The 26,142-nt window shown below is 65.9% G+C and carries 30 protein-coding genes; 18 read left to right on the forward strand and 12 right to left on the reverse strand.

Going from position 1 to position 26,142, the window contains the following annotated elements; all coding sequences use genetic code 11:
- The first annotated feature begins 62 nt into the window (after positions 1-62).
- The 4 genes from hemH to WDN01_17280 all read left to right on the forward strand — a co-directional run bounded on the left by hemH (position 63) and on the right by WDN01_17280 (position 3,727).
- Positions 63-1,088: a ferrochelatase gene (gene hemH, locus WDN01_17265; protein MEJ0027777.1), complete on the forward strand. Its 1,026-nt coding sequence runs from the start codon at positions 63-65 to the stop codon at positions 1,086-1,088.
- A gap of 1 nt (position 1,089) precedes the next feature.
- The gene (gene hemJ / locus WDN01_17270) at positions 1,090-1,536 is read left to right on the forward strand and encodes a protoporphyrinogen oxidase HemJ (protein MEJ0027778.1); all 447 of its coding nucleotides are present in this window, start codon (positions 1,090-1,092) and stop codon (positions 1,534-1,536) included.
- A gap of 264 nt (positions 1,537-1,800) precedes the next feature.
- Positions 1,801-3,057, forward strand: a complete 1,257-nt coding sequence (gene rho, locus WDN01_17275) for a transcription termination factor Rho (protein MEJ0027779.1) — start codon at positions 1,801-1,803, stop codon at positions 3,055-3,057.
- A 4-nt stretch (positions 3,058-3,061) separates the two neighbouring features.
- A complete protein-coding gene (locus WDN01_17280; protein MEJ0027780.1) occupies positions 3,062-3,727 on the forward strand; it encodes a hypothetical protein in 666 nt (221 codons plus the stop codon).
- Between the two features lie 62 nt (positions 3,728-3,789).
- Here WDN01_17280 and WDN01_17285 read toward each other — a convergent pair whose 3' ends face one another.
- A complete protein-coding gene (locus tag WDN01_17285; GenBank protein ID MEJ0027781.1) occupies positions 3,790-4,356 on the reverse strand; it encodes a TIGR00645 family protein in 567 nt (188 codons plus the stop codon).
- Positions 4,357-4,509: 153 nt separating this feature from the next.
- Here WDN01_17285 and WDN01_17290 point away from each other — a divergent pair, with 153 nt between their 5' ends.
- Both WDN01_17290 and WDN01_17295 read left to right on the forward strand, forming a co-directional pair.
- Complete coding sequence (locus tag WDN01_17290; protein ID MEJ0027782.1) at positions 4,510-5,112, forward strand: HD domain-containing protein; 603 nt, start codon at positions 4,510-4,512, stop codon at positions 5,110-5,112.
- A 6-nt stretch (positions 5,113-5,118) separates the two neighbouring features.
- Complete coding sequence (locus WDN01_17295; GenBank protein MEJ0027783.1) at positions 5,119-5,364, forward strand: hypothetical protein; 246 nt, start codon at positions 5,119-5,121, stop codon at positions 5,362-5,364.
- Here the strand turns inward: WDN01_17295 and WDN01_17300 are convergent.
- Positions 5,354-6,322 carry a quinone oxidoreductase gene (locus tag WDN01_17300; protein MEJ0027784.1) on the reverse strand — a complete coding sequence of 323 codons (969 nt, stop codon included), beginning with the start codon at positions 6,320-6,322 and terminating at the stop codon, positions 5,354-5,356. The two genes, WDN01_17295 and WDN01_17300, sit on opposite strands and share 11 nt — an antisense overlap.
- Before the next feature lie 129 nt (positions 6,323-6,451).
- Here WDN01_17300 and WDN01_17305 point away from each other — a divergent pair, with 129 nt between their 5' ends.
- Positions 6,452-7,162, forward strand: a complete 711-nt coding sequence (locus tag WDN01_17305) for an alpha/beta fold hydrolase (protein ID MEJ0027785.1) — start codon at positions 6,452-6,454, stop codon at positions 7,160-7,162.
- Here the strand turns inward: WDN01_17305 and WDN01_17310 are convergent, their stop codons facing one another.
- From WDN01_17310 to WDN01_17320, 3 genes are all read right to left on the reverse strand, one after another.
- A complete protein-coding gene (locus WDN01_17310; GenBank protein ID MEJ0027786.1) occupies positions 7,163-7,327 on the reverse strand; it encodes a hypothetical protein in 165 nt (54 codons plus the stop codon).
- Between the two features lie 41 nt (positions 7,328-7,368).
- Positions 7,369-8,073, reverse strand: coding sequence for a dienelactone hydrolase family protein (locus WDN01_17315; GenBank protein ID MEJ0027787.1), 705 nt, complete (start codon positions 8,071-8,073; stop codon positions 7,369-7,371).
- Positions 8,074-8,147: 74 nt separating this feature from the next.
- Positions 8,148-10,202, reverse strand: coding sequence for a thioredoxin domain-containing protein (locus WDN01_17320; GenBank protein ID MEJ0027788.1), 2,055 nt, complete (start codon positions 10,200-10,202; stop codon positions 8,148-8,150).
- A 127-nt stretch (positions 10,203-10,329) separates the two neighbouring features.
- On the opposite strand from WDN01_17320, the gene WDN01_17325 reads away from it, so the two are divergent.
- From WDN01_17325 to WDN01_17350, 6 genes are all read left to right on the forward strand, one after another.
- Entirely contained in the window at positions 10,330-10,605 is a 276-nt protein-coding gene (locus WDN01_17325) for a DUF6489 family protein (protein MEJ0027789.1), read from the forward strand.
- Positions 10,606-10,612: 7 nt separating this feature from the next.
- Positions 10,613-11,923, forward strand: coding sequence for a tRNA uridine-5-carboxymethylaminomethyl(34) synthesis GTPase MnmE (gene mnmE / locus WDN01_17330; protein MEJ0027790.1), 1,311 nt, complete (start codon positions 10,613-10,615; stop codon positions 11,921-11,923).
- A gap of 61 nt (positions 11,924-11,984) precedes the next feature.
- Complete coding sequence (gene mnmG / locus WDN01_17335; protein ID MEJ0027791.1) at positions 11,985-13,868, forward strand: tRNA uridine-5-carboxymethylaminomethyl(34) synthesis enzyme MnmG; 1,884 nt, start codon at positions 11,985-11,987, stop codon at positions 13,866-13,868.
- Entirely contained in the window at positions 13,846-14,502 is a 657-nt protein-coding gene (rsmG, locus tag WDN01_17340; GenBank protein ID MEJ0027792.1) for a 16S rRNA (guanine(527)-N(7))-methyltransferase RsmG, read from the forward strand. Before mnmG ends, rsmG begins: the two co-directional genes overlap by 23 nt.
- Positions 14,477-15,292 (forward strand): ParA family protein, encoded by an 816-nt coding sequence (locus WDN01_17345; GenBank protein MEJ0027793.1) that lies wholly within the window; start codon positions 14,477-14,479, stop codon positions 15,290-15,292. Before rsmG ends, WDN01_17345 begins: the two co-directional genes overlap by 26 nt.
- Positions 15,289-16,152 (forward strand): ParB/RepB/Spo0J family partition protein, encoded by an 864-nt coding sequence (locus tag WDN01_17350; protein MEJ0027794.1) that lies wholly within the window; start codon positions 15,289-15,291, stop codon positions 16,150-16,152. The genes WDN01_17345 and WDN01_17350 overlap by 4 nt, the downstream gene beginning before the upstream one ends.
- A 41-nt stretch (positions 16,153-16,193) precedes the next feature.
- Here the strand turns inward: WDN01_17350 and hisA are convergent, their stop codons facing one another.
- The 4 genes from hisA to WDN01_17370 all read right to left on the reverse strand — a co-directional run bounded on the left by hisA (position 16,194) and on the right by WDN01_17370 (position 19,953).
- Positions 16,194-16,922 carry a 1-(5-phosphoribosyl)-5-[(5-phosphoribosylamino)methylideneamino]imidazole-4-carboxamide isomerase gene (hisA, locus tag WDN01_17355; GenBank protein ID MEJ0027795.1) on the reverse strand — a complete coding sequence of 243 codons (729 nt, stop codon included), beginning with the start codon at positions 16,920-16,922 and terminating at the stop codon, positions 16,194-16,196.
- Positions 16,919-17,566, reverse strand: a complete 648-nt coding sequence (hisH, locus tag WDN01_17360; protein ID MEJ0027796.1) for an imidazole glycerol phosphate synthase subunit HisH — start codon at positions 17,564-17,566, stop codon at positions 16,919-16,921. The genes hisA and hisH overlap by 4 nt, the downstream gene beginning before the upstream one ends.
- 61 nt (positions 17,567-17,627) lie before the next feature.
- Positions 17,628-19,448: a hypothetical protein gene (locus tag WDN01_17365; GenBank protein ID MEJ0027797.1), complete on the reverse strand. Its 1,821-nt coding sequence runs from the start codon at positions 19,446-19,448 to the stop codon at positions 17,628-17,630.
- A gap of 58 nt (positions 19,449-19,506) precedes the next feature.
- The gene (locus WDN01_17370; protein ID MEJ0027798.1) at positions 19,507-19,953 is read right to left on the reverse strand and encodes a hypothetical protein; all 447 of its coding nucleotides are present in this window, start codon (positions 19,951-19,953) and stop codon (positions 19,507-19,509) included.
- A 41-nt stretch (positions 19,954-19,994) separates the two neighbouring features.
- Here WDN01_17370 and WDN01_17375 point away from each other — a divergent pair, with 41 nt between their 5' ends.
- The 3 genes from WDN01_17375 to WDN01_17385 are packed head-to-tail and all read left to right on the forward strand — an operon-like array spanning position 19,995 to position 20,742.
- On the forward strand, positions 19,995-20,129 hold the full coding sequence (locus WDN01_17375; protein ID MEJ0027799.1) for a hypothetical protein: 135 nt from the start codon (positions 19,995-19,997) through the stop codon (positions 20,127-20,129).
- 32 nt (positions 20,130-20,161) lie between these two features.
- Positions 20,162-20,446 (forward strand): type II toxin-antitoxin system RelE/ParE family toxin, encoded by a 285-nt coding sequence (locus WDN01_17380; protein MEJ0027800.1) that lies wholly within the window; start codon positions 20,162-20,164, stop codon positions 20,444-20,446.
- An 8-nt stretch (positions 20,447-20,454) separates the two neighbouring features.
- Positions 20,455-20,742: a HigA family addiction module antitoxin gene (locus WDN01_17385; protein ID MEJ0027801.1), complete on the forward strand. Its 288-nt coding sequence runs from the start codon at positions 20,455-20,457 to the stop codon at positions 20,740-20,742.
- A 2-nt stretch (positions 20,743-20,744) separates the two neighbouring features.
- Here the strand turns inward: WDN01_17385 and WDN01_17390 are convergent, their stop codons facing one another.
- Both WDN01_17390 and lepA read right to left on the reverse strand, forming a co-directional pair.
- Entirely contained in the window at positions 20,745-21,359 is a 615-nt protein-coding gene (locus WDN01_17390) for a hypothetical protein (protein MEJ0027802.1), read from the reverse strand.
- 10 nt (positions 21,360-21,369) lie between these two features.
- Positions 21,370-23,172: a translation elongation factor 4 gene (gene lepA, locus WDN01_17395; GenBank protein MEJ0027803.1), complete on the reverse strand. Its 1,803-nt coding sequence runs from the start codon at positions 23,170-23,172 to the stop codon at positions 21,370-21,372.
- A gap of 157 nt (positions 23,173-23,329) precedes the next feature.
- Here lepA and WDN01_17400 point away from each other — a divergent pair, with 157 nt between their 5' ends.
- Complete coding sequence (locus tag WDN01_17400) at positions 23,330-23,998, forward strand: hypothetical protein (GenBank protein MEJ0027804.1); 669 nt, start codon at positions 23,330-23,332, stop codon at positions 23,996-23,998.
- A gap of 51 nt (positions 23,999-24,049) precedes the next feature.
- Positions 24,050-24,871 (forward strand): SAM-dependent methyltransferase, encoded by an 822-nt coding sequence (locus WDN01_17405; GenBank protein ID MEJ0027805.1) that lies wholly within the window; start codon positions 24,050-24,052, stop codon positions 24,869-24,871.
- Here WDN01_17405 and WDN01_17410 read toward each other — a convergent pair.
- A complete protein-coding gene (locus tag WDN01_17410) occupies positions 24,861-26,027 on the reverse strand; it encodes an MFS transporter (GenBank protein MEJ0027806.1) in 1,167 nt (388 codons plus the stop codon). The two genes, WDN01_17405 and WDN01_17410, sit on opposite strands and share 11 nt — an antisense overlap.
- Between the last annotated feature and the right edge of the window lie 115 nt (positions 26,028-26,142).

Consider the following 26,142-nt stretch of genomic DNA (forward strand, 5'->3'; position numbering starts at 1 on the left):
TTCAGAATCTTAGAATCTAAGATTCTATTTTGAAGTAGTAAGGCGTAACGACGGGATAAGGTGTGAAGCTTGCCATCGTTCTGTTCAACCTGGGCGGCCCGGATTCGCCGGATGCGGTCGAACCGTTCCTGCGCAATCTTTTCAGCGATCCCGCAATCCTGACCGTTCCGGCCTTGCTGCGCGGCCCGCTGGCCTGGTTCATCGCCAGGCGCCGCGCGCCCTTCGCGCGCGCGATCTACGCCAAGATCGGCGGCGCATCTCCGATCCTGGCCGAAACACGGGCGCAGGCCGACGCTTTGGACAAAGTGTTGATAGCCCGCGGCATCGATGCGAAGGCGTTTATAGCGATGCGATGCTGGCATCCGTTCAGCGACGAAGCGGCATCGCAGGTCGCGGCGTGGCGGCCGGATCGGATCGTGCTCTTGCCGCTCTATCCGCAATTCTCGACGACGACGACGGGATCGTCGTTCCTCGACTGGAGGCGGGCAGCAGCGCGGCAGGGGATCGTCGTGGCGAGTACGCGGATCTGCTGTTACCCGACTGCAGCGGGATTTATCTCAGCGGAGGCCGAGCTTATCCGACGGGCTTTCGCCGATGCCAAACCCGGTGTGAAATATCGCCTGCTGCTGTCGGCGCACGGATTGCCCAAGCGGACGATTGCGAAGGGCGATCCCTATCAATGGCAGGTCGAGCGCACCGCCAAGGCGATTGTGGATGCATTGGGGATCGACGATCTCGACTGGTCGGTCTGCTATCAGAGCCGGGTCGGTCCGCTGGAATGGATCGGGCCCGCGACCGATGCCGAAATCCGCCGCGCCGGCGCCGACGGCAGGGGCGTGGTGATCGCGCCGATCGCGTTCGTGTCGGAACATTCCGAGACGCTGGTCGAGCTCGATATCGAATACGCCCATCTTGCAAAATCGTGCGGCGTCGCGGACTACCTTCGGGTGCCGACGGTCGGCACGCATCCGGACTTCATCGCCGCACTGGCCGATCTGGTGGTGCGTGCCGCAGAAGGGCACGCTACGATGGGCGAAGCGGGCGGGTGTCCGAAGGAATTCAACGGCTGTCCGTACGGGGAGGGATGACATGCTGATGTGGCTGTCGGATCACATCGACTGGATCAAGGCGCTCCATGTCATGGCCGTCATCGCGTGGATGGCCGGCATGCTCTACCTGCCGCGGCTGTTCGTGTATCACTCGGAAGTGCCGGCCGGTTCGCCTGAGGCGGAGCTGCTGAAAAAGCAGGAGCTGCTTCTGCTGCGCCGGATCGTGAACCCGGCGATGATCGCGGTGTGGATCCTGGGCCTCACCCTCGCCTATGTCACCGGCGCCTATGAGGACACCTGGCTCCAGATCAAATTCGTGCTGGTTCTGATCATGACCGGCCTGCACGGATTCTTCGCGGCCTCGGTCAAGACCTTCGCGCGGGACGCCAATACGCGGTCGAGCCGCTTCTGGCGGATCGTCAACGAAGTGCCCTTCGTGCTGGTGATCCTCATCGTGACCCTGGTCGTGGTTAAGCCGTTCGACTGAAGTTTTAATGCCCCCGAGCCTTGACGGGCGTTTGCAACGTCCCCAAATCGGTCTATAAGACGTTCGTTCTCCTTGGCACGCATCGGCATCCGCCTGTAACGGCGCGGCGCCGGAACCGGCAAAAGCCGGGCGCGGGCCGGCAAACCCCGACCATACGCTGGCGACCGGTGCAATCCCGCTCCTCAGGCCAGCCGGACACTTTCCTCCCCCATGTTCCCCCCTAGGTAGCAATCCACAATGACGGTCCAAGAAGGCCTGCAAACGATGAAGTTGCAGGATCTCAAATCCAAATCCCCCACCGATCTTCTCGCCTTCGCGGAGGAGCTGGAGATCGAGAACGCCTCGTCCATGCGCAAGCAAGACATGCTGTTCGCGATCCTCAAGGAACTCGCCGAGCGCAATGTCGAGATCATGGGCCAGGGCGTGGTGGAGACGCTGCAGGACGGCTTCGGCTTCCTGCGCTCACCGGAATCCAACTATCTCGCGGGGCCGGACGACATCTATGTGAGCCCGTCGCAGATCCGCCGCTTCGGCCTGCGCACCGGCGACACGGTGGAAGGCCCGATCCGATCGCCGAAGGACGGCGAACGCTATTTCGCGCTTCTCAAGGTGACCACGATCAATTTCGAGGATCCGGAGAAGATCAAGCACAAGGTCCATTTCGACAATCTGACGCCGCTCTATCCGACGCGGTGGCTGAACATGGAATTGAAGGACCCGACCATCAAGGACAAGACCGGCCGGGTCATCGACATCGTGGCGCCGCAGGGCATGGGCCAGCGCGCCCTTATCACCGCCCAGCCGCGCACCGGCAAGACCGTGATCCTGCAGAACATCGCCAAGGCGATCACCGCCAACCATCCCGAGTGCTATCTGATCGTGCTTCTGATCGACGAGCGCCCGGAGGAAGTGACCGACATGCAGCGCTCGGTGAAGGGCGAGGTCATTTCCTCGACCTTCGACGAGCCGGCGACGCGCCACGTCCAGGTCGCCGAGATGGTGATCGAGAAGGCCAAGCGCCTGGTCGAGCACAAGCGCGACGTCGTGATCCTGCTGGATTCGATCACCCGTCTCGGCCGCGCCTACAACACCGTCGTGCCGAGCTCCGGCAAGGTCTTGACCGGCGGCGTCGACGCCAACGCCCTGCAGCGCCCCAAGCGCTTCTTCGGCGCGGCGCGCAATATCGAGGAAGGCGGTTCGCTGACGATCATCGCGACCGCGCTGATCGATACCGGCAGCCGCATGGACGAAGTCATCTTCGAAGAGTTCAAGGGCACGGGTAACTCCGAAATCATCCTGGACCGCAAGGTGGCCGACAAGCGCATCTTCCCGGCGATCGACATCCTCAAATCCGGCACCCGCAAGGACGAGTTGTTGCTCGACAAGAACACCCTCGCCAAGACCTATGTCCTGCGCCGCATCCTGGCGCCGATGGGCACGATCGACGCGATCGAGTTCCTGCTCGACAAGCTGCGCGCCGCCAAGAACAACGCCGACTTCTTCGACAGCATGAACACCTGAGCCGGTGCGGCTGGTCCTGCTCCACAGCCCGCTCGTCGGTCCGGCGAGCTGGGCGAAGCTGGCGCCGCTGCTGCGAGGCCGCGGCCATGCCGTCGCGGTGCCGGATCTGACGCCGCTGATGGCCGGCGAGGGGCCTTACTATCCGGCCCTGGCGGAGGCCGCGTCGTCTGCCGTGTCGGACAATTCCATTCTTGTCGTCCATAGCGGCGCCGGCGCGCTGGTGCCGGCCGTCGCGGCGCTGGTGCCGCCGCGCGGCGCGATCTTCCTCGATGCCTTGCTGCCCCATCCCGGCGCGAGCTGGTTCGCCGGCGTGCCCGAGCAATTGGGTGCGAAGCTTCGCGGCCTTGCACGAGACGGCAGGCTGCCGCCCTGGCATGCCTGGTGGCCGAAAGGCGCGATGGAGGCGCTGCTGCCGGACCGCGCGCTTGGCGCCGCCTTCATGGCGGAGCAGGGCGAGGTGCCGCTCGCCTATCTCGACGAGATCGCGCCGGCGATTCCGCTGACGACGCCGGGCGCCTATCTGCAATTGAGCGGCGCCTATCGGGAAGATGCCGACGCCGCCGAGGCCGAAGGCTGGCCCGTCGCGCGGCTCGCCTTGAGCCATCTGGCGATGCTCACCCACGCGGACGCGGTCGGCGGAGAGATCGAGCGGCTGGCCGCAGATCTTTAGAAACGAAAACGGCGCCGAAGCCGGCGCCGTTTCCTTCATCCCTTGTCCGCGACGCGCCGGGCCTAGTGGTGATGCGCCTCGGCTTCGATCTCTTCTTCTTCGATGTCGTGGTTTTCCGCGCCCTTTTCGCCCAAATAATCCATGCAGGCGAGGACGACGCCGGACACCAGGAACATGCCATGCAGGGCCATCAGCCATTGCAGATTGCCCTTGTCGACCACTTCGATCGACATGAACGATTTGAGCAGATGGATGACCGAGATCGCGATGATCGACGCGATCAGCTTCAGCTTCATGTTGGAGAAGTCGACCTTGCCCATCCAGACCGGCTTGTCGGGATTGCCTTCGAGGTCGAGCTTGGAGACGAAATTCTCGTAACCCGCGAACACCACCATCAGGGTCAGGTTGCCCGCCAGCGACATGTCGATCAGGGTCAGGAGCCACAGGACGACCGTGTTCTCCTCGAGTTCCATACTGATGACCTTCTGGGTCTCCTCGACCACTTCCTTGCCGAAGGTGATCATCAGGACCAGCAGCGCGATGATAAGGCCGACATAGAACGGCGCCATCAGCCAGCGGCTGCGGAACAGAGATTGCTCGAAAATCTCTTCGAAACTCTTGCCGGCCATTTCGTCCCCCAATTTTCGCGGTGATTCGCTGGCCAGAGTAAACTCGACATTGCAGGGCGTTAGAAGGTGCGTGGCGGGCGTTTATTTTTGGAACGGTTGACGACGCGGCGCCCCGGGCGGACACTGATATCGTACGCAAACCGGGGTTTGGCGATGACCGAAGATGCTTCCGACCGCGCCCAGTTCAAGGCGATGGTGGACGGCACCCAGGAAGACTGGATGAAGATCGTCGCGGCGACCGCGGATTTCAACCGCGGCGTGGCCGACCGGGTGCTGGCGCATCTGAAGACTCTGGCCGGCGACTGCGGCGGCTTTCCGGTCGACCGGCTGGAACATTCGCTGCAATCGGCGACCCTCGCGCACCGCGACGGCATGGACGAGGAATACGTCGTCTGCGCCCTCATTCATGACATCGGCGACATCTTGTGCTCGGCGAGCCATGCCGATCTCGGCGCCACCATCATGAAGCCGTACGTTTCGGACGCGAATTACTGGATGATGGCGCATCACGGCATCTTCCAGGGCTATTATTTCTTTCACTATCTGGGGCTCGACCGCGACATGCGCGACCAGTTCCGCGGCCATCCGCATTTCGAGCACACGGCGCGGTTCTGCGCCCGGCACGACCAGAATGCCTTCGATCCCGCCTACGACACCATGCCGCTCGAGGCCTTCGAGCCGATGGTGCAGCGCGTGATGGCGCGGCCGAAAAACACGATCTACATCCGGCAGGAGCAGAGGGCGGCGGCGGAGTAGCGCGGGGTGGGCGCGGAGGGGAACAAGGCGCTCATCCGGCACATCCTGAACGCCTATGCGCAGTCCGATCTCGGGCCGCTGCTTTCGGCGATCCATCCCGACATCGTGTGGACCAGCCAGTCGCCGGCGGCGCTTTTCGGCTTCGGCGGCAGCCACAAGGGCCGCGCCGGCGCGCTGACCGAGTATTACGACTCGGCCTCGCTGCTTTTGGCGGAAGGCCGCCTCGTGCCGGCGCGCGCCGCTACGGGATAAGCACCGTCGCGCCGGTGGTCTGGCGCGAATGCAGCGCCTCATGCGCCTTGCGCGCGTCGGCGAGCTTGAAGCGCTGATGGACCGCGATCTTCACCGCGCCGGACGCGATGACGGCGAAGAGGTCGTCGGCCGTCTCCTGAAGCTCCTGGGCGGTGCGGACGTAATGCGCGAGCGTCGGCCGCGTCAGATAGAGCGAACCCTTGCCGGCGAGGATGCTGGGCTCGAAAGCCGGCACCGCGCCGGAGGAATTGCCGAAGGACACGAGCAGCCCGCGCACCGCCAGGCTGTCGAGCGAGCCGGCAAAGGTGTCCCTGCCGATGGAGTCGTAGACCACCGGCACGCCGACCCCGCCGCTGAGCTCTCGCACTTTCTTGGGCCAATCGGCATCGTGCGAACTCAGGACATGCGCATAGCCGTTCGCCTTGGCCAGTTCGGCCTTGTCGGCATGCCCGACGGTGCCGATGACGGTGGCGCCGAGATGCTGGGCCCATTGGCCGGCGATGAGCCCCACGCCCCCCGCCGCGGAATGGAACAGGATCGTCTCGCCGCGCTTCACCGGAAAGGTGCGCTTCAGCAGGTATTGCACCGTCATGCCCTTGAGCATCGCGGCGGCGGCGGTCTCGTCGCCGACGCCATCGGGGATCTTCACCAGCCGGTCGGCCGGGACGTTGTTCGCTTCGGCATAGGCGCCCGGCGTGCCGGCATAGGCGACGCGGTCGCCTTTCTTGAGCGTGGTGATGCCCGGCCCGACGCTTTCCACCACGCCGGCCGCTTCGCTGCCCAGGCCGGACGGCAGCGGCACCTTGTAGAGGCCGGAACGCTGATAGGTGTCGATGAAATTCACTCCGATGACGGTGTGCCTGACCTGTACCTGGCCCGGGCCGGGCGCCGGGAGCGCCACGTCGACATAACGGAGGACCTCGGGGCCGCCGGTCGTCTCGAAACGGATCGCTTTCATCGCCTTGATCTCCAGATATCGACGCGTCCGACGGACGGCGGGTCGGAACTCGCACTTCGGCATTATTTCAGGGTTCGTCAAGACTTCCGCCCTAACGTCCCCGGCCACGCAGTCCGTCGGGGGAAGAATATGGCGACCATCGTCCTTGTCCATGGACATATGCACGGCGCGTGGTGCTGGGAAAAGGTCGTGCCCCTGCTCGAGGCCAAGTGCCACAAGGTCGTGGCGTTCGATCTGCCGGCGCGGGGCGGCGACAAGACGGCGCATGGTACCGCCTCGCTCGAACAATTCGTCGACGCGGCCGAGCGCGTGGTCAAGGCGCAGTCCGAGCCGGTCGTGCTGGTCGGACATTCCGCCGGCGGCACGGTGCTGAGCGAGATCGCCGAGCGCATGCCCGAGCGGGTGTCGCGCCTCGTCTATGTCGCGGCGATGCTGCTGCCGGACGGCGAGTCGATCTTCTCCGCCTTCGTGACCAAGGCGCCGATGGACCCGGCGCTCGCCATCGACGGCGCCAGCGCGGTCAAGACCGAGGACAGCCTGGTCCGCCGCCGCTTCTACAATATGAGCTCCGACGCCGATGCCGCGCGCGCCATCGAGAAGCTCTGCGCCGAGCCGATCCCGCCCATGACCCAGCCGGTGCGCATCACGCCCGAGCGCTATGGCAGCGTGAAGCGGTCCTTCATCCAGACGCGGTTCGACAATGCCGTGCCGATCGACGCGCAGGCCGCGATGTGCGCCGCGCTGCCCTGCGATCCGGTGATCGTGATGGACACCGACCACTCGCCCTTCCTGAGCGCGCCGCAGGAATTCGCCGCGCATATCCACGCCCTGGCGAACTGATCAGCGGCTCTCGAAGTCGTCGAGCTGCGCCCGGAGCGCGCGCTGGAAAGCCGGCCGCGCCTCGCAGCGTTTGTAATAGGCCAAAAGATTCGGCTCGGCGCCGAGGAAATCGTAATCGGCCACGATGCGCATCACGCTGAACGTCATCAGGTCGCCGATCGACACTCGCTGAGTTTGGCTTCCGTGATCATGTCAGGAATCCGGCGTCAGCTCAGATGCTGCCGGAAGAAGGTCGAGGTCCGGCCGTTGGCGAGGTCGGCGCAGGCCTTGTCGTAATGCGCTCCGCCGGGCCGCGCGAAGGCGTGGTTCATCTCGGCATAGACATGGATCGTCACGAGCGGATTGGATTTGAGGCCCTCGACCACCTGCTTCTGCGCATCCGGCGGGGCGAATTCGTCCTTGCCCGCGATGTGCAGCATCAGCGGCTTCTTGATCTTGGCGGCCTCGCCGAGCTTGTCCTGAATGTTCACGCCGTAATAGCCGACCGAGGCGTCCGTGTCGGTGCGCGCCGCGCTGAGATAGGCCAGCAGCCCGCCCAGGCAATAGCCGACCGTGCCGACCTTGCCGGTGCAGCCGGTCACCGAATGGCGCAGATAACCGATGCTGGTCTGGATGTCCTTGATGCCCGCATCAGGATCGAATCGGTTCATCAGGTCGAAGGCGCGCTGCCATTCCGCGTCGGTGCGGTCGGTGAGCTGCACGCCGGGCTCGAGCCGCCAGAACAGGTCGGGGCAGAGCGCGAAATAACCGCGCGACGCGAACTCGTCGGCGACGGTGCGCATCACCCGGTTGACGCCGAAAATCTCCTGGATGATGACGATGCCCGGGCCCCGGCCCGAGGCGGGCGCGGCGAGATAGGCCCCGAACTCGCCTTCGGGACTGCTTTTGATCCTGACGTCCTGGCCGGCCATGACCGTCTCCCCGGTTTGCCGGAGAGGTTAACGGGATCGACGCCCCAAGGACAATCGCCGCGGCCGGGGTGCGGCTATTGCGGCCGGGCGGCCGGGCGCTGCACCGGCAGTTGCATCATCTGCACCAGCGTCACCGCATTGGTCACGGGCGGCGAGACCTGGCCGCGCTGGCTGATATAGACGGTGGGCTGGCCGTTCTGCATCTGCTTGCCGGCCATCGGATGGTTTTCCGGGAAGGCTTCGCCCGGCGCCACGACGGTGAGAAAGCGGTTGGGAAGGACGGTGCCCAGGATCGCGTTGGCCAGCTCATGGGTCTTGGGCGAGCTCGGCGGGCCGATCACCACGAGCTGGAGCGCCGCGATGGCGAATTCCAGGCCCGAGAAATAGGACGGCATCGAGATGAAGGCGCGCTGCGCCTCGCCGGCGAAGGCGCCGACCAGCGCGTTGACCCGGTCGGCATAGGCGGAATCGCCCGTCGCCATCATCAGGCAGGTGAGCACCTTGAGCATGACGGCGTTGCCCGAGGGCGCCGGCTGGTCGAAAACCATCCGTGAACGGACGATCATCGTGTCGGCGTCGTCGGCTGTGAAGCAATAGCCGCCGCGGGCGCCGTCCCAGAAATGCTCGTTCAGGATGCGCGTCCAGCGCTTGGCGAATTCGAGATAGCGCTTGTCGCCGGCGACTTCGTAGAGCGCGATCGCGGCGCGCGCCATCTGGGCGTAGTCGTCGGCGAAGGCCGGGGCGCCGCGCTTGCCGTCGATCCAGCTGTGATAGAGCCGGTCGCCGTCGCCCAACGCCTTGACGATGAATTCGAAGGCTTCGATGGCGGCCTGGATCCAGGCGGTGTTCTGGAAGGCGCCGCCGGCATTGGCGATCGCGGCGATGGCGAGGCCGTTGAGGTCGGCGAGGACCTTCTCGTCGCGCGCCGGCTGGCGGCGCTGGCGGCGCGCCTTGAACAACAGCTCGCGCTGCTTGGCGAAGAGCGCTTCGTCGGCGTCGGATTGCGGATAGGGCGCGCCGGTGTTCAGGCGCTGCAGCACGGTCCTGCCGTTGTAATTGCCGTCGCGCGTCACGCCATAGGCGGCCTTGAACTTGGCGACGAAGGTGCCCATCAGGGCCGCGTCGATCTCCGGCTCGGTCCACAGATAGTAATTGCCCTGGTTCAGGCCGTCGGCTTCGGCCTGGACGGTGGTGACGAAGGCCGCGCCGCTGCGCATGTCGCGCAGCAGGAATTCGACCGTCTCGGGAATCCGCTCGCCGCACAACTTGTTGCGGTTGAACTGCCAGAAGGTCGTCATGATCTCGAGCAGGAGCGCGGTGTCGGCCAGGGTCTTCTCGAATTGCGGGAAGAGCCAGCGTTCGTCCTGGGCATAGCGGAAGAAGCCGCCGCCGACATGATCCCACAGGCCGCCGAGCAGGACGTTGTCGAGGGTCTGGGCGCTCAATTGCAGGAACTGGTTCATCCCGGTGCGCAGATAGGCGCGCAGCAGCACGTCGATATGGGTGACGGAGGGGAATTTCGGCTGCTGCTGGGTGAGGCCGCCGAAGAAGATGTCGAAGCGCTGGGCGATGCGGACCGCGGCGCTGTCGAGCATGTCGGAGCCGATGGGTCCGCGCATGTCGCGCTGCCACAGAATGCCGAGCTGGGCCACCACGTTCTCGGCGACGGTGGCGACCTGCGGGGCTTCGTCGCGCAGGGTGCGCAGGACGTTGTCGATGATGGTGCGGAACGGCGGCGCCTGGCCGGCGCGCTCCTCCTTCGGGAAATAGGTGCCGACGAGGAACGGGACTTTCTGCGGCGTGAGGAACGCGCTCAGCGGCCAGCCGCCGGCATGGCCGAGGACGTTGGCGGCCGCCTGGTAGCACTGGTCGACATCGGGGCGCTCCTCGCGGTCGACCAGGATGTTGATGAAGTTCTCGTTGAGGACATTGGCGATCTCGGGATCGGCGAAGCTCTCCTCCGACATCACCGTGCACCAATGGCAGGCGCTGTAGCCGATGGAGAGGAAGATCGGCTTATTCTGCGCCGCCGCCAGGGCCAGCGCGTCCGGTCCCCAGGGATGCCAGTCCACCAGATTGTCCTTGTGGGCGAGCAGGTAGGGGCTGGATTCTTGCGCGAGGCGGTTCATCGGTCTTTTCCGTGGAGCGGCGGGCCTCGAAGCCTCGCGGCGTTGCATTGGCAGGCGGGATCGGGGGAAGCTTCTAGCGGCGGCGAAGGCCGCTCACAAGCGGTGCGCGCGAAACGGGGTTAAGCCGATGAAGATGAACATCCAGATCGACATGACGCCGGACGAGGCGCGCAAATTCCTCGGCCTGCCGGACGTCTCCAAGGCCCAGGACCGCATGATGGCCGAGATCGAGAAGCGCATGAAGGCGGCGGTGGACGTCAACGATCCCGAGGCCATGATGCGGGCCTGGATGCCGCTGGGCGGCCAGGGTTTCGAGCAGTTCCAGCGCTTCCTGTTTGACAGCGCGCGCCGCGCCGCGGGCGGCGGCTCGGTCAAGAAAGACGCGGACAAACCGGCAAAGTAGTCGTCGCATGAGCGGCACGATCTACGCGCTGTCCTCGGCGCCGGGGCGCGCCGGCGTGGCGGTGGTGCGCGTGTCCGGTCCGGCGGCGCGCGCCGTCGCCGAGCGGCTGTGCGGCGCCCTGCCCCCGCCGCGGCGGGCGGTGCTCCGTACGCTGACGGCATCCGACGGCGCGGCGATCGACGCGGCGCTGGTGCAGTGGTTTCCCGGGCCGGCGAGTTTCACCGGCGAGGACGTGGTCGAATTCCACGTCCATGGCGGACGCGCGGTGGTCGAACGCCTGTCGGCCGAGATTTCGACCGTGCCCGGCACGCGCCCGGCGGAGCCCGGGGCGTTCACCCGCCGCGCCGTCGAGAACGGCAAGCTCGACCTGACCCAGGCCGAAGCGCTGATCGACCTCATCGACGCCGAAACCGAAAGCCAGCGGCGACAGGCTCTCGGGCAATATGGTGGTGCGCTGGGCGAGATCTATGAGGGCTGGCGCGAGCGGCTGGTCCGCGCCCTGGCCTGGGCGGAAGCGGCGATCGATTTCGCGACCGAGGAATTGCCGGACGATATGAACGCGCAGGTGCGCCGGCAAGTACATGATATAGCTGAGGAAATACGGTTGCATCTGGCCGACGACCGCCGGGGGGAGATTGTCCGGGACGGTCTGTTCTTAACGGTGATCGGCCCTCCGAACGCCGGAAAGAGTTCGCTGATCAATGCGCTGGCAAAGCGGGACGTTGCCATCGTGGCGGAGACCGCCGGGACGACCCGCGATGTGATCGAAGTCCGCTTGGATATCGGGGGTTTCCTGGTCCTGGTGGCCGACACGGCCGGCCTGCGCGAGACGGCGGACGCGGTCGAAAGCGAGGGGGTACGGCGCGCTCTGACGCGGGCCGGGCAGTCGGACCTTGTCCTTCTCTTGCTCGACGGCAGCCAGGAGGAGCCCTGGGCGGGGTTGCCCGAGGGCACGGTCGCTTCGGCCGATCTCGTCGCGTGGAACAAGGCCGATCTGCCGGCTCCGCGTCGGCGGGATGGGTTGCACATCTCGCTAAAGACCGGCCAGGGCGTCGATAACCTATTGAACGAAATAGAGAAAATTGTCTCCAGCCGGCTCGACCACGCCGCGGAGGCGCCGGTGGTGACGCGGTCCCGCCACCGTGACGCGCTCGGCGAGGGCCTGGCGGCGCTGCAACGGGCGCTGCGGGCGGACGATGTCGAATTGTTCGCCGAGGACCTGCGCCTTGCCGTCCGCGCTATCGGCCGGATCACGGGCAAGGTGGACGTGGAGGATCTGCTGGACGTCGTCTTCCGGGATTTCTGCATCGGGAAGTGATGTTTCACGTGAAACATTTTCCCGGCCTTGAGCCTTGGGCTGCCCTACCCTATTGAGCGGTATGGATCGGTACGACGTCATCGTCATCGGCGGCGGGCACGCGGGCTGCGAGGCCGCCGCGGCGTCGGCGCGGTTCGGCGCCCGGACCCTGCTCCTGACCCACAAGCTCGAGACCATCGGTGAGATGTCGTGCAATCCGGCCATTGGCGGGATCGGCAAGGGCCATCTGGTCCGCGAGATCGACGCCATGGACGGCGTGATGGGCCGGGTCGCGGATGCGGCGGGCATCCAGTTCCTCGTCCTCAACCGCCGCAAGGGCCCGGCCGTCCGCGGGCCGCGGGCGCAGGCCGACCGCAAGCTCTATCGGCGGGCGATGCAGAGGGCCTTGGCCGAGACGGCGAACCTGACCGTGCTGGCGGCCGCTGCCGAGGACCTCCTGATCGAGGGTGGCCGTGTGGCTGGCGCGATCATCGCGGACTCGAAAACAATACGTTGTGGTGCGGTGGTGCTGACCACCGGTACCTTCCTGCGCGGCCTGATCCATATCGGGGAGACGACGATCCCGGCCGGCCGTGCGGCCTCGAATGGCGAAGCGATAGGCCAAAAGAACGTCGATGCGCCGTCCATCGGGCTGTCGAACACGCTCTACGGCCTTGGGCTGAACATGGGCCGGCTCAAGACCGGCACGCCGCCCCGGCTCGACGGCAAGACCATCGCCTGGGACCGGCTCGCCATCCAGCGCGGCGACGACCCGCCCTCGCCCTTCTCGTTCCTGAATTCGACCATCGCGAACCCGCAGATCGTCTGCCATATCACCCGGACGACGCCGGAGACCCATGCGATCATCCGCGCCAATCTGCATCGCGCGCCGATGTATTCCGGCCAGATCGAGTCGACCGGCCCGCGCTATTGCCCCTCCATCGAGGACAAGATCGTCCGCTTCGCTGCCCGCGAGAGCCACCAGGTCTTCCTGGAGCCGGAAGGCCTGGACGACGACACCGTCTATCCCAACGGCATCTCGACCTCCCTGCCCGAGGACGTGCAGCGCGCGATGCTGGCGACCATTCCGGGCCTCGAAAACGCCGCCGTCAAGCGGCCGGGCTATGCCATCGAATACGACTATGTCGATCCGCGCGAGCTGAAGCCGTCATTGGAGACCAAGGCGGTCCCGGGCCTGTATCTGGCCGGCCAGATAAACGGCACGACGGGGTATGAAGAGGCGGCCGCCCAAGGGCTGGTGGCGGGTCTCAACGCGGCGCGGGCCGCCGGCGGTGCCGATCCCATCGTGCTCGACCGCGCCCAGGCCTATATCGGCGTGCTGATCGACGACCTGGTGACCAAGGGCGTCAGCGAGCCCTATCGGATGTTCACCAGCCGGGCCGAATACCGCCTGACGCTCAGGGCCGACAATGCCGATCAGCGCCTGACGCCGGTCGGGGAACGCGCCGGCAGCGTCGGCTCAAATCGAAGTACGGTGTTCGCCGCGAAGATGGCGCGGCTCGACGCCGCCCGTGTCGCCATGCGGAACTGGAATCTGACTCCCAACGAGGCGCAGAAGCACGGCCTGGCGGTGAAGCTCGACGGCGTGCGCCGGACGGCGATGGATCTGCTTAGCCTGAACGAGGTCGACCTGCCCGTCCTGGCGCGGATCTGGCCCGAGATCGGCGGCTTCGCGGCCGACATCGCCGAGCAGCTGGAGATCGACAGCCAGTATGCTGGCTATCTCGACCGCCAGGAGGCCGACATCCTGGCGTTTCGTCGCGACGAGTCGTTGCGCCTGCCCGAGGCGCTCGACTATGCCGCGATCCGCGGCCTCTCGACCGAGGCGGCGAGCAAGCTTGGCCGCATCCGGCCCGCAACCCTCGGCCAGGCGGCGCGCATCGACGGCGTGACGCCGGCGGCTCTCACCCTGGTACTGGCGCATGCCCGAGCCAAAGCCGGCTGATCCCTTCGGACCCGAGGACTTCGCCGCGCGGACCGGTGTTTCACGTGAAACACTGGCGCGGCTGAAGGCCTATATCGGGCTGCTGACCGACTGGAACGCGCGGCACAATCTGGTCTCGGCCAAATCGCTGGAAGACGTCTGGCGCCGCCACATCTGGGACTCGGCCCAGCTCGTCTCCTATGTGCCGACGACCGCCGCAACCCTCGCGGACCTGGGCAGCGGAGCCGGGTTTCCGGGCCTCATTCTGGCCGAACTCCTGCGCGGCAAGGTCAGGGTCAGCCTGTTCGAATCCACCGGCAAGAAGGCCGAGTTCCTCCGCGCCGTGGCCGGCCGGCTCGGTCTCGACGTCGAGATCCGCAATGAGCGGATCGAGTCCGCCCAAGCCGCGCCATTCGATGTCGTCACGGCCCGGGCGCTTGCGCCGCTCGACAAGCTGCTCGGCTATGCACAGCATTTGGCGGGCAAACGGACGATTTGCCTGTTCCTAAAAGGTCAATCCCTAGCGTCCGAATTGACCGAAGCCCGTAAATCTTGGAGGATGAAAGCCCTCCAGCACCAGAGCGCCACCGACCCTTCCGGTGTTATCCTGGAGGTCCGGGAGCTCGAACATGCCCAGTCCAAGCGCCAGGCCTAGGGTCCTGGTCGTCGCCAACCAGAAGGGCGGCGTCGGCAAGACCACGACGGCGATCAATCTCGGCACCGCGTTGGCCGCGGTCGGCGAGCCGACGCTGGTGATCGACCTCGACCCCCAGGGCAACGCCTCGACCGGGCTCGGCATCCCGCGCGCCGAGCGCAGGCTCACGACCTATGACGTGCTCATGGGCGAGGCCAGGATCGCCGAAGCCGTGATGCCGACGCGCATTCCGCGCCTGTCGATCGTGCCGTCGACGGTCGACCTGTCCGGCGCCGAGCTCGAGCTGATCGACCGCGACCGCCGCAATTTCATCCTCAAGGACGCGCTGGAGGAATATGCCGCACACGGATCATCACCGTTCTCCTATGTGCTGGTCGATTGCCCGCCTTCGCTGACGCTCCTGACCGTGAACGCGATGGCCGCGGCGGACGCGGTGATCGTGCCGCTGCAATGCGAGTTCTTCGCGCTCGAAGGCCTGTCGCAGCTTCTCAAGACCATCGGCCTGGTGAAGGCGAATTTGAACCCGTCGCTCGACATCCAGGGCATCGTCCTGACCATGTACGACAAGCGCAACAAGCTCTCCGAACAGGTCGAGGCCGATGTGCGCCAGACCATGGGCGATACGGTCTATCGCACCACCATCCCCCGCAATGTGCGGATTTCCGAGGCGCCGAGCCACGGCCTGCCGGCGCTGGTCTACGACCTGCGCTGCCCGGGCAGCCAGGCCTATATCAAGCTCGCCGGCGAGCTCATCGCGCGCGAACGCGAACGGCTGAAGGCGGCGGCATGATGGCGGCGGAAGAGCGTCATCGCGGCCTCGGCCGCGGGCTGTCGGCTTTGATCGGCGAGGAGGCGGTGCCGACGCGCGGCGAAGTCCGCGCGACCCACAAGCTGCCGGTCGCCTTCCTGCGGCCCAACAAGCTGCAGCCGCGCAAGCGCTTCGCGCCAGAGGATTTGAACGATCTCGCCGAGTCGGTGAAGGAGAAGGGGGTGCTCCAGCCGATCCTGGTCCGCCCGGTCAAGGGCGAGGCCAACGCCTATGAGATCGTCGCCGGCGAGCGGCGCTGGCGCGCCGCCCAGATGGCCAAGCTGCACGACGTGCCGGTGGTGGTGCGCGAGATGGGCGACTCCGAGTCGCTCGAAATCGCCATCATCGAGAACGTCCAGCGCGCCGACCTCAACGCGATCGAAGAGGCGGCCGCCTATCACGAGCTGATGGATCGGTTCAAATACACCCAGGACCAGGTTGCCAAGGAGGTCGGCAAGAGTCGCAGCCACATCGCCAACACGCTTCGCCTCCTCACCCTGCCCGAGTCGGTCCGGGCCATGGTGCGCGACGGTCGGCTGACGGCAGGCCACGCCCGTACGCTGATCGGCGCGCCGGATGCCGAGATGCGGGCGCTGCAGATCGTCTCCGGATCGCTCAACGTTCGACAGGCCGAACAGCGTTCGAAGACAAAGAGATCATCCAAAGGGCGTCCGACCGAAACCGATCCAAACCTCCGCGACCTTGAATCCCGTATTTCCAATGCCTTGGGGCTAAGAGTTAAAGTTATACACAAAGGTTCCAAAGGCGGGGAAGTCCGGATTTCCTACAAAACCCTGGAGCAGCTCGACGACGTCGATCGCCGTCTCAGCAGAAGCCGCTAACAGGCTTATACACAGGCATATTAAGGATATTTCGGGGAACTTTAAACGGCGTTCGTCAGATCGAGCGCGGCGGCGGGATCGATCCGGCCGTCATAAAGCGCCCGCCCGATCACCACGCCCTCGATATTCGGCTCCCGCGCCGCCAGCAGGCGCTCGATGTCCTCCAGGCTCCCCACGCCGCCCGACGCGATCACTGGGATCCGGACCGCCCGCGCCAGGGCGGCGGTCGCTTCGACATTGACGCCCTGCAGCAGCCCGTCGCCGTCGATGTCGGTGAACAGGATCGCGGCGACGCCGGCATCCTCGAACTTCCGGCCGAGATCGGTCGGTGTCAGGTCGGAGACCTCGGCCCAACCTTCGGTCGCGACCTTGCCGCCCTTCGCGTCTGCTCCCACCACGATCCGGCCCGGATGCGCCCGCGCCGCCTCCCGGACGAAAGCCGGGTTCTTCAGCGCCGCCGTGCCCAGGATCACCCGCGTGATCCCCACGGCCAGCCAGGCCTCCACCGCCGCCATGTCGCGGATGCCGCCGCCGAGCTGGATGGGCAGGTCGATGGCGGTCCGGATGGCGCGGATGGCGTCGGCATTCACCGACCGGCCGTCGAACGCGCCGTTGAGGTCGACGCAGTGCAGCCAGCGGAAGCCGGCGGCCTGGAACTGCCGCGCCTGCGCCGCAGGGTCGTCGTTGAACACCGTCGCCTGGTCCATCAGGCCGCGCTTCAGCCGGACGCAGCGCCCATCCTTCAGATCGATGGCGGGAAACAGGATCATGGCCGCCACGCGAGGAAATTGCCGAGCAGGGCGAGGCCGACCGCCTGGCTCTTCTCGGGATGGAATTGCACGCCGACAAGATTGTCGCGCGCGACCGCCGCGGTGACCGGCCCGCCGTAGTCCGTACGCCCCAGCACGTCCGCTTCGCGCGCGCAGGAATAGGCGTAGGAATGCACGAAATAGGCGTTGGCCTGCGCCGGCAGTCCGTCCGTGACCGGATGGGGACGGGCGAAGGCAAGCTCATTCCACCCGATCTGCGGAATCTTGAGCGCCGGATCGGACGGGGTCATGCGAACGACCTCGCCGGCGATCCAATCCAGCCCCGGATGATCGCCGAATTCGCGGCCGACGCTCGCCATGAGCTGCATGCCGACGCAGATGCCGAGGAACGGCACGCCCCCCGCGATCACGCGTTCGTCCAGCGTCGCCACCATACCGGGCAGTCCCGAGAGTCCGGCCATGCAATCGGCGAAAGCGCCGACGCCCGGCAGCACGATTCGCTCGGCCCGTCCGACGACGGCGGCATCCGATGTGACGACGATCTCCTGCCCGGTGCCGCGCTCGGCCGCGACGCGCGCCAGGGCCTTCTCCGCCGAGCGGAGATTGCCGGAGCCGTAGTCGATCAGGGCAACAAGCGGAGTCATGGCGCGGGCCTGAGTTTCGCGCCGGTCCTAGCATCAAGCCCGGACGGAGGCGAGCGCGAGGCTAGCCGCAGACGTGCTTTTGCGCCGTCTCCACCTGCAGCACGATCCCGCCGACCGCGACGTCCCGGTATAGCGGCGCGACCAAGGTGAATTGTCCGTTGCGCAAGGCGTCGGCGATCATCGCGCAGACGGGAATGACGATCTGTCCCGCGCGCGTCCAATGGCCGTCCGCCCCGTCGCGGAACAGCCCTGCAACGCCTCCCAGCCCGATATTGTCCGCAATCAGAATTTCGTCCTGGCCGTCGCCGTCCAGGTCCACGAGGACGGCGTCGCATTTGGCGCCCGCCAGCCGCAGGCAGTCGGGCACGAAAGTACCCGGAATGAAATTTTGCGCATGCCAGTCCTGCTTCTGGAAGCTGTCGGGAAGCTTGGCGCCCTTGGGATAGACCGCGATATTGGCCGCCAGATCGGCCGGCCCCGCCGGCTTGATCGGCGCCGCCGGCTGAAACGGCTCGATCAACGCCGCCTTGGCCATCTTGCGGACCGTCGCGGTGGCCGGCCCGAAATCGGTGCTCGCGAACCGGACAAGCGCGTCATGGCCATAACGGCCGCCTTCGGACTTCAGATAGGCGTAGTCGAATGCGTTCGCCGTCACCGCGCCGCTCTTCAGGCGCGCGACCTGGCTCGACACCGCCAGACGAGACGGATCGCCCAAAGGCGTGAACAGGGCCAGCAGCACCGCGATCACCGCGAAAGCGGTCGTGACATTGACCGGTGCGACCAGCCGCATCCATCCGCCGCCGCCGAGCGAGAGCAACGCCGCCGCCGCATAGCCGAACGCATAGCAAAGCGCGATCAGCACCGTCGCGGCGGTCACGACCCGCTCCACCGTCCATCCGTACTGCGCGACCCGCAGCCACACCGCATAGGCCGCAAGGGTCACCAGCGGCACCAGCACCAGCGCGGCGACGAACTCGGCATAGCGGAAGATGCGCGCGCGGCTGTGTTCGGGCGAACCGTCTTGGAACGCCATGTTCAGCAGCACGACGACAACGCCGGCGGCGCTGAGCAGCAGGCCCGCGGCCGAACGCGTCGCCCAGAGCGGAGTCAGGCCGGTGAACAGGAGGCTCGCGGTGAAACCCGCCGCGATCAGCGTCATCAGCGGCAGCAGCCAGGAGAGCAGGGTCAGCGCCACGGTGCGGATGCCGGTCCACAGCCCGGCGCGCACATCGGTGACGTGGATCGCCGCCGCCGAGGCCAGCGCGGTCGCCGGGATCGCGAACCAGTCCTTTTCGAGCAGCGCCTCGAGGAAACCGAGCTTGATCAGATTGAACAGCACCGCGCCCAGCCACAGCACGCCCCAGAACACCGCGACGAAGGCCACCGTCGCCGCGAACTGCACGCCGAGCTTGGTCGCGGCATCGAAATAGGCGGGATAGGGCGCGACGAACTTGCGCTCCGCATCGCCGGCGAGAATAAGCGACTGGCCGATGAAGAGCCCGACGAAGCTCGCCGCCAGCAGTGCGAAGGTCATCGCGGCATCGGGCGTGTCCGGCCCATTGCCGGCCGGCGGCCAACTGCGCCACACGCCGTACCAGCCGAGTGCCGCCAGAAGCGCCGTCACGCCGACGAGCCAGGGCACCAGCGTCCGGACCCGCAACGTGCCGGCGCCCTGGACGAGAAGCAGCGGTACGAACAGGAACACCAGTCCCAGCGGCACCGCCCGGTAGGAGTCGACCGCCGCTGCACCGCTATCCTCGATCCAGCGATACAGCAGGTAAAGCGCCAGTCCTTGCGCCGCGCCGGCGGCGAGCCGGGTCAGGGCGAGCGTGCGTTCGGCTTCCGGCCTTAGCGGCGCGGCATCGGCACTACGATCCGACATGGAATTCCCCTGCAGGCAGTGATCGGGAGTCTAGACCCGATTGCGGCGGATTGGAGGTCTATGGCCCGGGCGGCATTTCGGATCGGTTCTTCAGGATACGCACGTCGCGCTCTTCCGGCGATTTGCGCCAGAAGAACAGCAGATAGAAGACCCCCAGGCAGAGGATCCAGATCGCGCCGTTGAACAGGACGGCGGTCGCGGTCCCGAGCCAGGTATCGTACAGCCCAACATAGTACGCGGTCACCGCCGATGGGTGCACCAAGGCATGCAAAGACGCCAGAACCTCGAATTTGATGTTGGCCTCGAACAGCATCTCGCCGAAGAACAGCAGCATTCCGACCATATAGGCGGCGAAGGCGAACAGCTTCATCGCCAGCTGGGCCTGATTGAGGAAATAATAGATCGCCACGATCATCGCGAAATTGATGGTGATCATCTGGCCGAAATAGGAGATCTCATCCGCCGTCGCGGACCGCGATAGATTGAGGAGATCGAGTTCGGTCATTGCGATCAAGGGTGCGCGGCGCGGCAAAAGAGGTCAAGTCCGTGGGAAACGTCGCGATCGACCGCATCGACCATTTCGTGCTCACCGTGCGCGCGCTCGAAACCACGCTGGCTTCTATGAACGGGTGCTGGGCTTTGCGCGCGCTTGCCTCCGCAGAAATACTGAATTACGCTTGACGTAACGCATACAAGCTCGCTAGCCTCGATACATGATACTGAGTTATGGCGACGCCAGGACGGAGCGCTTCGCCAAAGGCGAACGGGTCAGGCAGTTTGAGCCGTTTCGCCGACAGGCGGAGAATCGGCTGGTGCGTCTCGAATCGGCGGGAAGCCTTGGCGAACTCGCTGCCCTAGGCGGCAAGCGGCTCGAAAAGCTCGCCGGCGATCGAAAAGGCCAGTGGAGCATGCGAATCAATGATCAATGGCGCATCTGCTTCAAATGGGTCGAAGGTTCCCCCGGCCCCACCAATGTGGAAATCGTGGATTATCATTGAGGTATTTCATGGCGCGTCTTCCCATCCATCCCGGCGAAATTCTTGAGGAGGAGTTGGAACTGCTCGGAGTGAGCGCGGCTGAACTCGCTCGCCAGATCGACGTTCCAACGAACCGCATCACTGGTATTCTGAACAAAGAGCGCGCGGTAACGGCTGACACGGCCCTGCGATTGGGCCACTGGTTCGGCACGAGCGCGGATTTCTGGCTGAATTTGCAGAAGCTGTATGAATTGCGGCTGGCCGAACAGGAAGTCGGCGCTGAGATTAGGAAATTGCCGAAGCGGAGGGCGGCGTAACGTCAGGCCCTCACGACCAGGCAGGGCCGGGACAGCGCGCGCAGATCGGTTGTCCATTCGGTCCGTAGCAGCGCCGCGCCGATCAGGCTCAGACAAGGGTCTTCCGTCACGGCGCTGGCGAACGTCTCAGGCTCTTCCATTCCGCGCTGGAACGCAGCGATTGCCGCATATGCATCCTCAATGTGCCGGGCATCGCTCGATTTACCTTGATTCGTGACAAATGCTTCGAAGACAAGCAACCTGGTCTCGCTCGCCAGCGGCGTGCGCCAATCCATTGTTGCCGAAACGCCCGGTGCTAGCACGCGCAAGCGGCTGAGCACGTGCGGGACGATCGTCAGCGCGGTGACCAACACCGAAGCTCCGGCCGCTGCCGAGAATGGTCTATTGATTCCGCCGGCACACTCGCCTGCCCGCGCCTTCGTCAGAGAAAAAGGGTCGTCCCGCAAGGGTACGAACAGTGGCGCTTCAAAGCCCAGCGCCAACTGGCCTTGCGTTAGCGCCAAGCCCAGCGCTGCAATGCATTCGTCCAATCCGCCTCCTTGTCCGTTAATCTTGGCCCCGCGAATTGCCCACCCAAGGTTCTTCGGACTGCCGATATCGATGACGGCGACATGCATCGGCGGCTGCTCAATCCTGATCCATCTTCAGCGCGGCGATGAACGCTTCCTGGGGGATGTCGACCTTGCCGAACTGGCGCATCTTCTTCTTGCCCTCTTTCTGCTTGTCGAGGAGCTTGCGCTTGCGGGAGATGTCGCCGCCGTAGCACTTGGCCGTCACGTCCTTGCGCAGGGCGCTCAGCGTCTCGCGGGCGATGATCTTGCCGCCGATCGCGGCCTGGATCGGGATCACGAACATGTGGCGCGGGATCAACTCTTTCAGTTTCTCGCACATCGCCCGTCCGCGGCCTTCGGCGCGCTGCTTGTTGACGATCATCGACAGCGCATCCACCGGATCGCCGTTCACCAGGATCGACATCTTGACGAGGTCGCCCTCCTCATAGCCTTCGATGTGATAGTCGAACGAGGCGTAGCCGCGGCTCACCGATTTCAGCCGGTCGTAGAAATCGAACACCACTTCGTTCAAGGGCAGGTGATAGACCACCATGGCGCGGTTGCCGGCATAGGTGAGCTCCACCTGACGGCCGCGGCGGTCCTCGCACAGCTTCAAGACGGCGCCGAGATAATCGTCGGGCACCAGGATCGTCGCCTTGATCCAAGGCTCCAGGATCTTGTCGATCTTCATCACGTCCGGCATGTCGGACGGATTGTGCAGTTCGATGGTCGAGCCGTCGGTCAGGTGGATCTGGTAGATGACGCTCGGCGCCGTCGCGATGAGGTCGAGGTTGAACTCGCGCTCCAGGCGCTCCTGCACGATCTCCAGATGCAGCAATCCCAAGAACCCGCAGCGGAAACCGAAGCCCAGCGCCGCGCTGGTCTCCATCTCATAGGTGAAGCTGGCGTCGTTGAGGTGCAGGCGGCCGAGGCCGTTGCGCAGGTCTTCGAACTGCGCTGCGTCGACCGGAAAGAGGCCGCAGAACACCACCTGCTGCGCCGGCTTGAAGCCGGGAAGCGCCGTCGCGGTGCCGCGCTTCTCGTCGGTGATCGTGTCGCCGACCTGGGTGTCGGCCACCTGCTTGATCTGCGCCGTGAGGAAGCCGACCTCGCCGGGGCCGAGCACCTCGACATTGACCTTCTTGGGCGTGAAGACGCCGATCTGCTCGGCCTGGTAATAGGCGTCGGCGTTCATCATGCGGATCTTCTGGCCCTTGCGCAGTTCGCCGTCGATGACGCGGACCAGCACGACCACGCCGAGATAGGCGTCGTACCAGCTATCGACCAGGAGGGCCTTCAGCGGCGCGTTGATATCGCCCTTGGGCGGGGGCAGGCGGGTGACGACGGCTTCCAGCACCTGGTCGATATTGAGGCCGGTCTTCGCCGAGATCGGCACCGCTTCCGATGCATCGATGCCGATCACGTCCTCGATCTGCTGGCGGATGCGCTCGGGCTCGGCGGCGGGCAGGTCGATCTTGTTGAGGACCGGAACGATCTCGAGATTGGCGTCCATCGCCTGGTAGACATTGGCGAGCGTCTGGGCTTCCACGCCCTGGCTCGCATCCACCACCAGCAGCGCGCCTTCGCAGGCGGCCAGGCAGCGGCTGACCTCATAGCCGAAATCGACATGGCCCGGCGTGTCCATCAGGTTCAGCGTATAGGTCTCGCCGTCCTTCGCCTTGTATTGCAGGCGCACGGTCTGCGCCTTGATGGTGATGCCGCGCTCGCGCTCGATGTCCATCGAATCGAGCACCTGGTCCTTCATCTCGCGTGTTGTCAGCCCGCCGGTGAACTGGATCAGCCGGTCGGCGAGCGTCGATTTGCCATGGTCGATATGGGCGACGATGGAGAAATTGCGGATGTGGGCGAGGTCGGTCATGGATTCTCGGTTATGGCCCGTCGCTGCGCTGCTTGAGGCCGAGCGCGGGGTATAGCGGCCGCTGCGGGCGCGGTCCACACCCTGTCGCACCCACCTCGATAACGCTAACATCACGGCGAAGCGCCCCGGAAACGAGGGCGGAAAAAGGGGGATCCGCGTGCGGAACAGGATGAAGGCCGGCGTCGCGCTGCTGATCGCGACGGTCGCGGCCGCCTCGTCGGCGAAGGCGGCGGATTCCGGCTTTGCCGGCACCTGGGTCAACGCGGAGCCGGCAGAAGGCGGCGTCGCACGCGTTGTCGTGACGCCGGATGCCGCGCCGCGCCTTCACGTCTTCGGCAGATGTTCCGCCGCGGAGTGCGACTGGGGAGTCCAGCCGGGGCACGGCTTCAGCGACGATCCGGCGTCCGACCGGCTCAGCAGCCTGACGGCGGAGTTCGACACCGGCGGCGCGCACAAGCGCGTCACCCTGCAGCGCGACGTGGATGGCCGGATCCGCTTCGAGACGCTGACGATTTTCACCGACGGTTCGGGCCGTCGCGACTTCGCGGCGCGGGGTCTTCTTGCCGCGCCGGGCACGCCGCCGGCGGCCATGACCGGCGAGGACGAGGGCGGGCTGTTCTCGGGATGGGGCCTCGGGCGCGCCAAGCCGAAATCGGAAACGGGCGGCGACGGCGGCGGCCTGTTGTCCACCCTGGGCTTCGGATCGTCCAAACCCGAATCGAAGCCCGCCGCGAGCGGCGACGACGATGGCGGCATCTTCTCCGGCTGGGGCCTCGGGCCGGCGAAGCCGAAACCCAAGCCCAACCCTCCGCCCTCCGGCGGCTGAACTGCGGCGGGCGATTTTCATTGCATGCGCCGGGCGCGATAGACTGCCGGCATGGCGAAACAGACGCGCGGGGAAACACGACCCGATCCGGTGGCGGAGCTTTGGCCCGGCCAATCGGTGGCCCTGCTCAAGGCGCTGCATATCCTGACGCGCGACGGCGCGCTGAACGCGGATTCGCGGCGCAAGCTGAAACAGGTGCTGCACCTGGCGCAGCTGATCAAGCCGGCGCTGGACGGCGCCTTCGCGGAGAAGGCCGAGCCGGTGCTGGCCGATCTCGGCGCCGGCAAATCCTATCTCGGTTTCGTGCTTTACGACCTCTTCTTCGCCAAAGAGGGACGCGGCCGCGTCGTCGCCATCGAGGCCCGGCACGATCTGATCGAAACCTCGCGGCGCATCGCGGCCGACAGCGGCTTTGCCCGGATGAATTTCATCGAGAACACCATCGCCGATGCGAATGTGCCGGGCGGCGTCGACGTGGTGACGGCGCTGCATGCCTGCGATACCGCGACGGACGAGGCGATCCTGTTCGCGTTGCGCCACGAGGCGAAATTCATCGCGCTGGTGCCGTGCTGCCAGGCCGAAGTGGCGGCGCTGCTCGAAAGCTCGAAAAAGCCGGAGCGCCAGCTCTGGCGCCATCCGATCCAGCGCCGCGAATTCGGCGCCCATCTGACCAATGTGCTGCGCGGCCTGTTCCTGGAGGCGCAAGGCTACAAGGTGCGGGTGACGGAGTTCGTCGGACTGGAGCACACGCTCAAGAACGAGTTCATCTTCGCCGAGCGGCACCAGCGCGCCAATGCGCAGGCGCGGGCCGAATTCGAGCGGCTGAAGGCGCAGTTCGGCGCGGCGCCGTCGCTTCTTACGTTCACCGATTGAAATCGCGGATCGTCAGCGCCAGCGGAACGAGCGCGACGAGCTGCGCCGCAACGGCGACGATGACGAGCACGCCGCGCGATGTGTCGTACAAGGCGCCCAGAAGCGCGCTGCCGGCGAACCACGCCGTGCCGTAGATCGCGGAGAACAGGCCATAGGCGCGCGCCCGCGACGCTTCGGGCACGAGCCTGGCGACCGAGGCGGACATCAGCGCGTTCAGCGTGCCGGTGGCCAGGCCCCAGAGGATGGTGCCGGCGAGCGCGGCACCGAAGCCGCCGAAGAACACCAGCGGCGTCGTTGCCGCGCCGGCCAGGATCGCGGGCACCAGCACGACGATCCCTTTGCGGTCGAACAGCAGGCCGAACAGCAGCGCGCTCACCGCCGAGGTCCCCATCGCGGCGGCATAGAACACCGGCACCAGCGCCGTCGAAATCATGCCGGTGCGGCCGAAATGGAACGCGAAGAGCGAGAAATCCGCGAAGCCGAAACCCAGCAGGGCCGCGGTCGCCGTGTAGAACCAGAAGGCGCGCGACAGGTCCGGCGGCGGCGCCGCGCCATCGGCCGGCGCGATGCGGCCGGCGAAGCGGTAGCGGATCGCCAGCGCCGCGACCGTGATCATGGTGAGCAGGGCCGGCACCGCCAGCCAGGCATAGGCCGCGCGATAGCTGCCATGGTGCGCCAGCACGAAGGCGGTGATCAGCGGGCCGGCGATGGCGCCGGTCTGGTCGAGCGCTTCCTGCAAACCGAACGCCCAGCCCTGGCCGATGTGATCGCCTGCTCTCGCCTGCATCGTGTTGGTGGCGGGGCTGCGGATCGCCTTGCCGGTGCGCTCCAGCACGACGAAGACGGCGGCGGCCTGCCAGCTGAAGGCGAAGGCCATCGCGGGCACCGCGAGCATGGTCAGCGCATAGCCGCCGATGGTCAGCGGCCAATAGGCGCCGGTGGCTTGCGCGATGCGCCCCGAGACGAGACGGATGGCATAGCCCGCGAGTTCGCCGCCGCCGGCGATGATCCCGACCGCCGCGCCGCTGGCGCCGAGCGCGGCGAGGTATTCGCCGTTCAGTCCGCGCATGCCTTCATAGGCCATGTCGGCGAACAGGCTGACGATTCCGAAAGCGACGATGAAGGCGAGCGCGCTGCGCCGGTCGAACTGTTCCATGCCGTCGACGATGCGCGCGCGCCGCCGGCAAGATCAAGCGGATGTTCAACACGACACTGCTGTCATGCCCGCGCAGGCGGGCATCCAGTGACTGGGAGCACGGCCAAGACTGGAT

Source organism: Rhizomicrobium sp. (genome assembly GCA_037200985.1).
Classification (GTDB): Bacteria; Pseudomonadota; Alphaproteobacteria; order Micropepsales; family Micropepsaceae; genus Rhizomicrobium.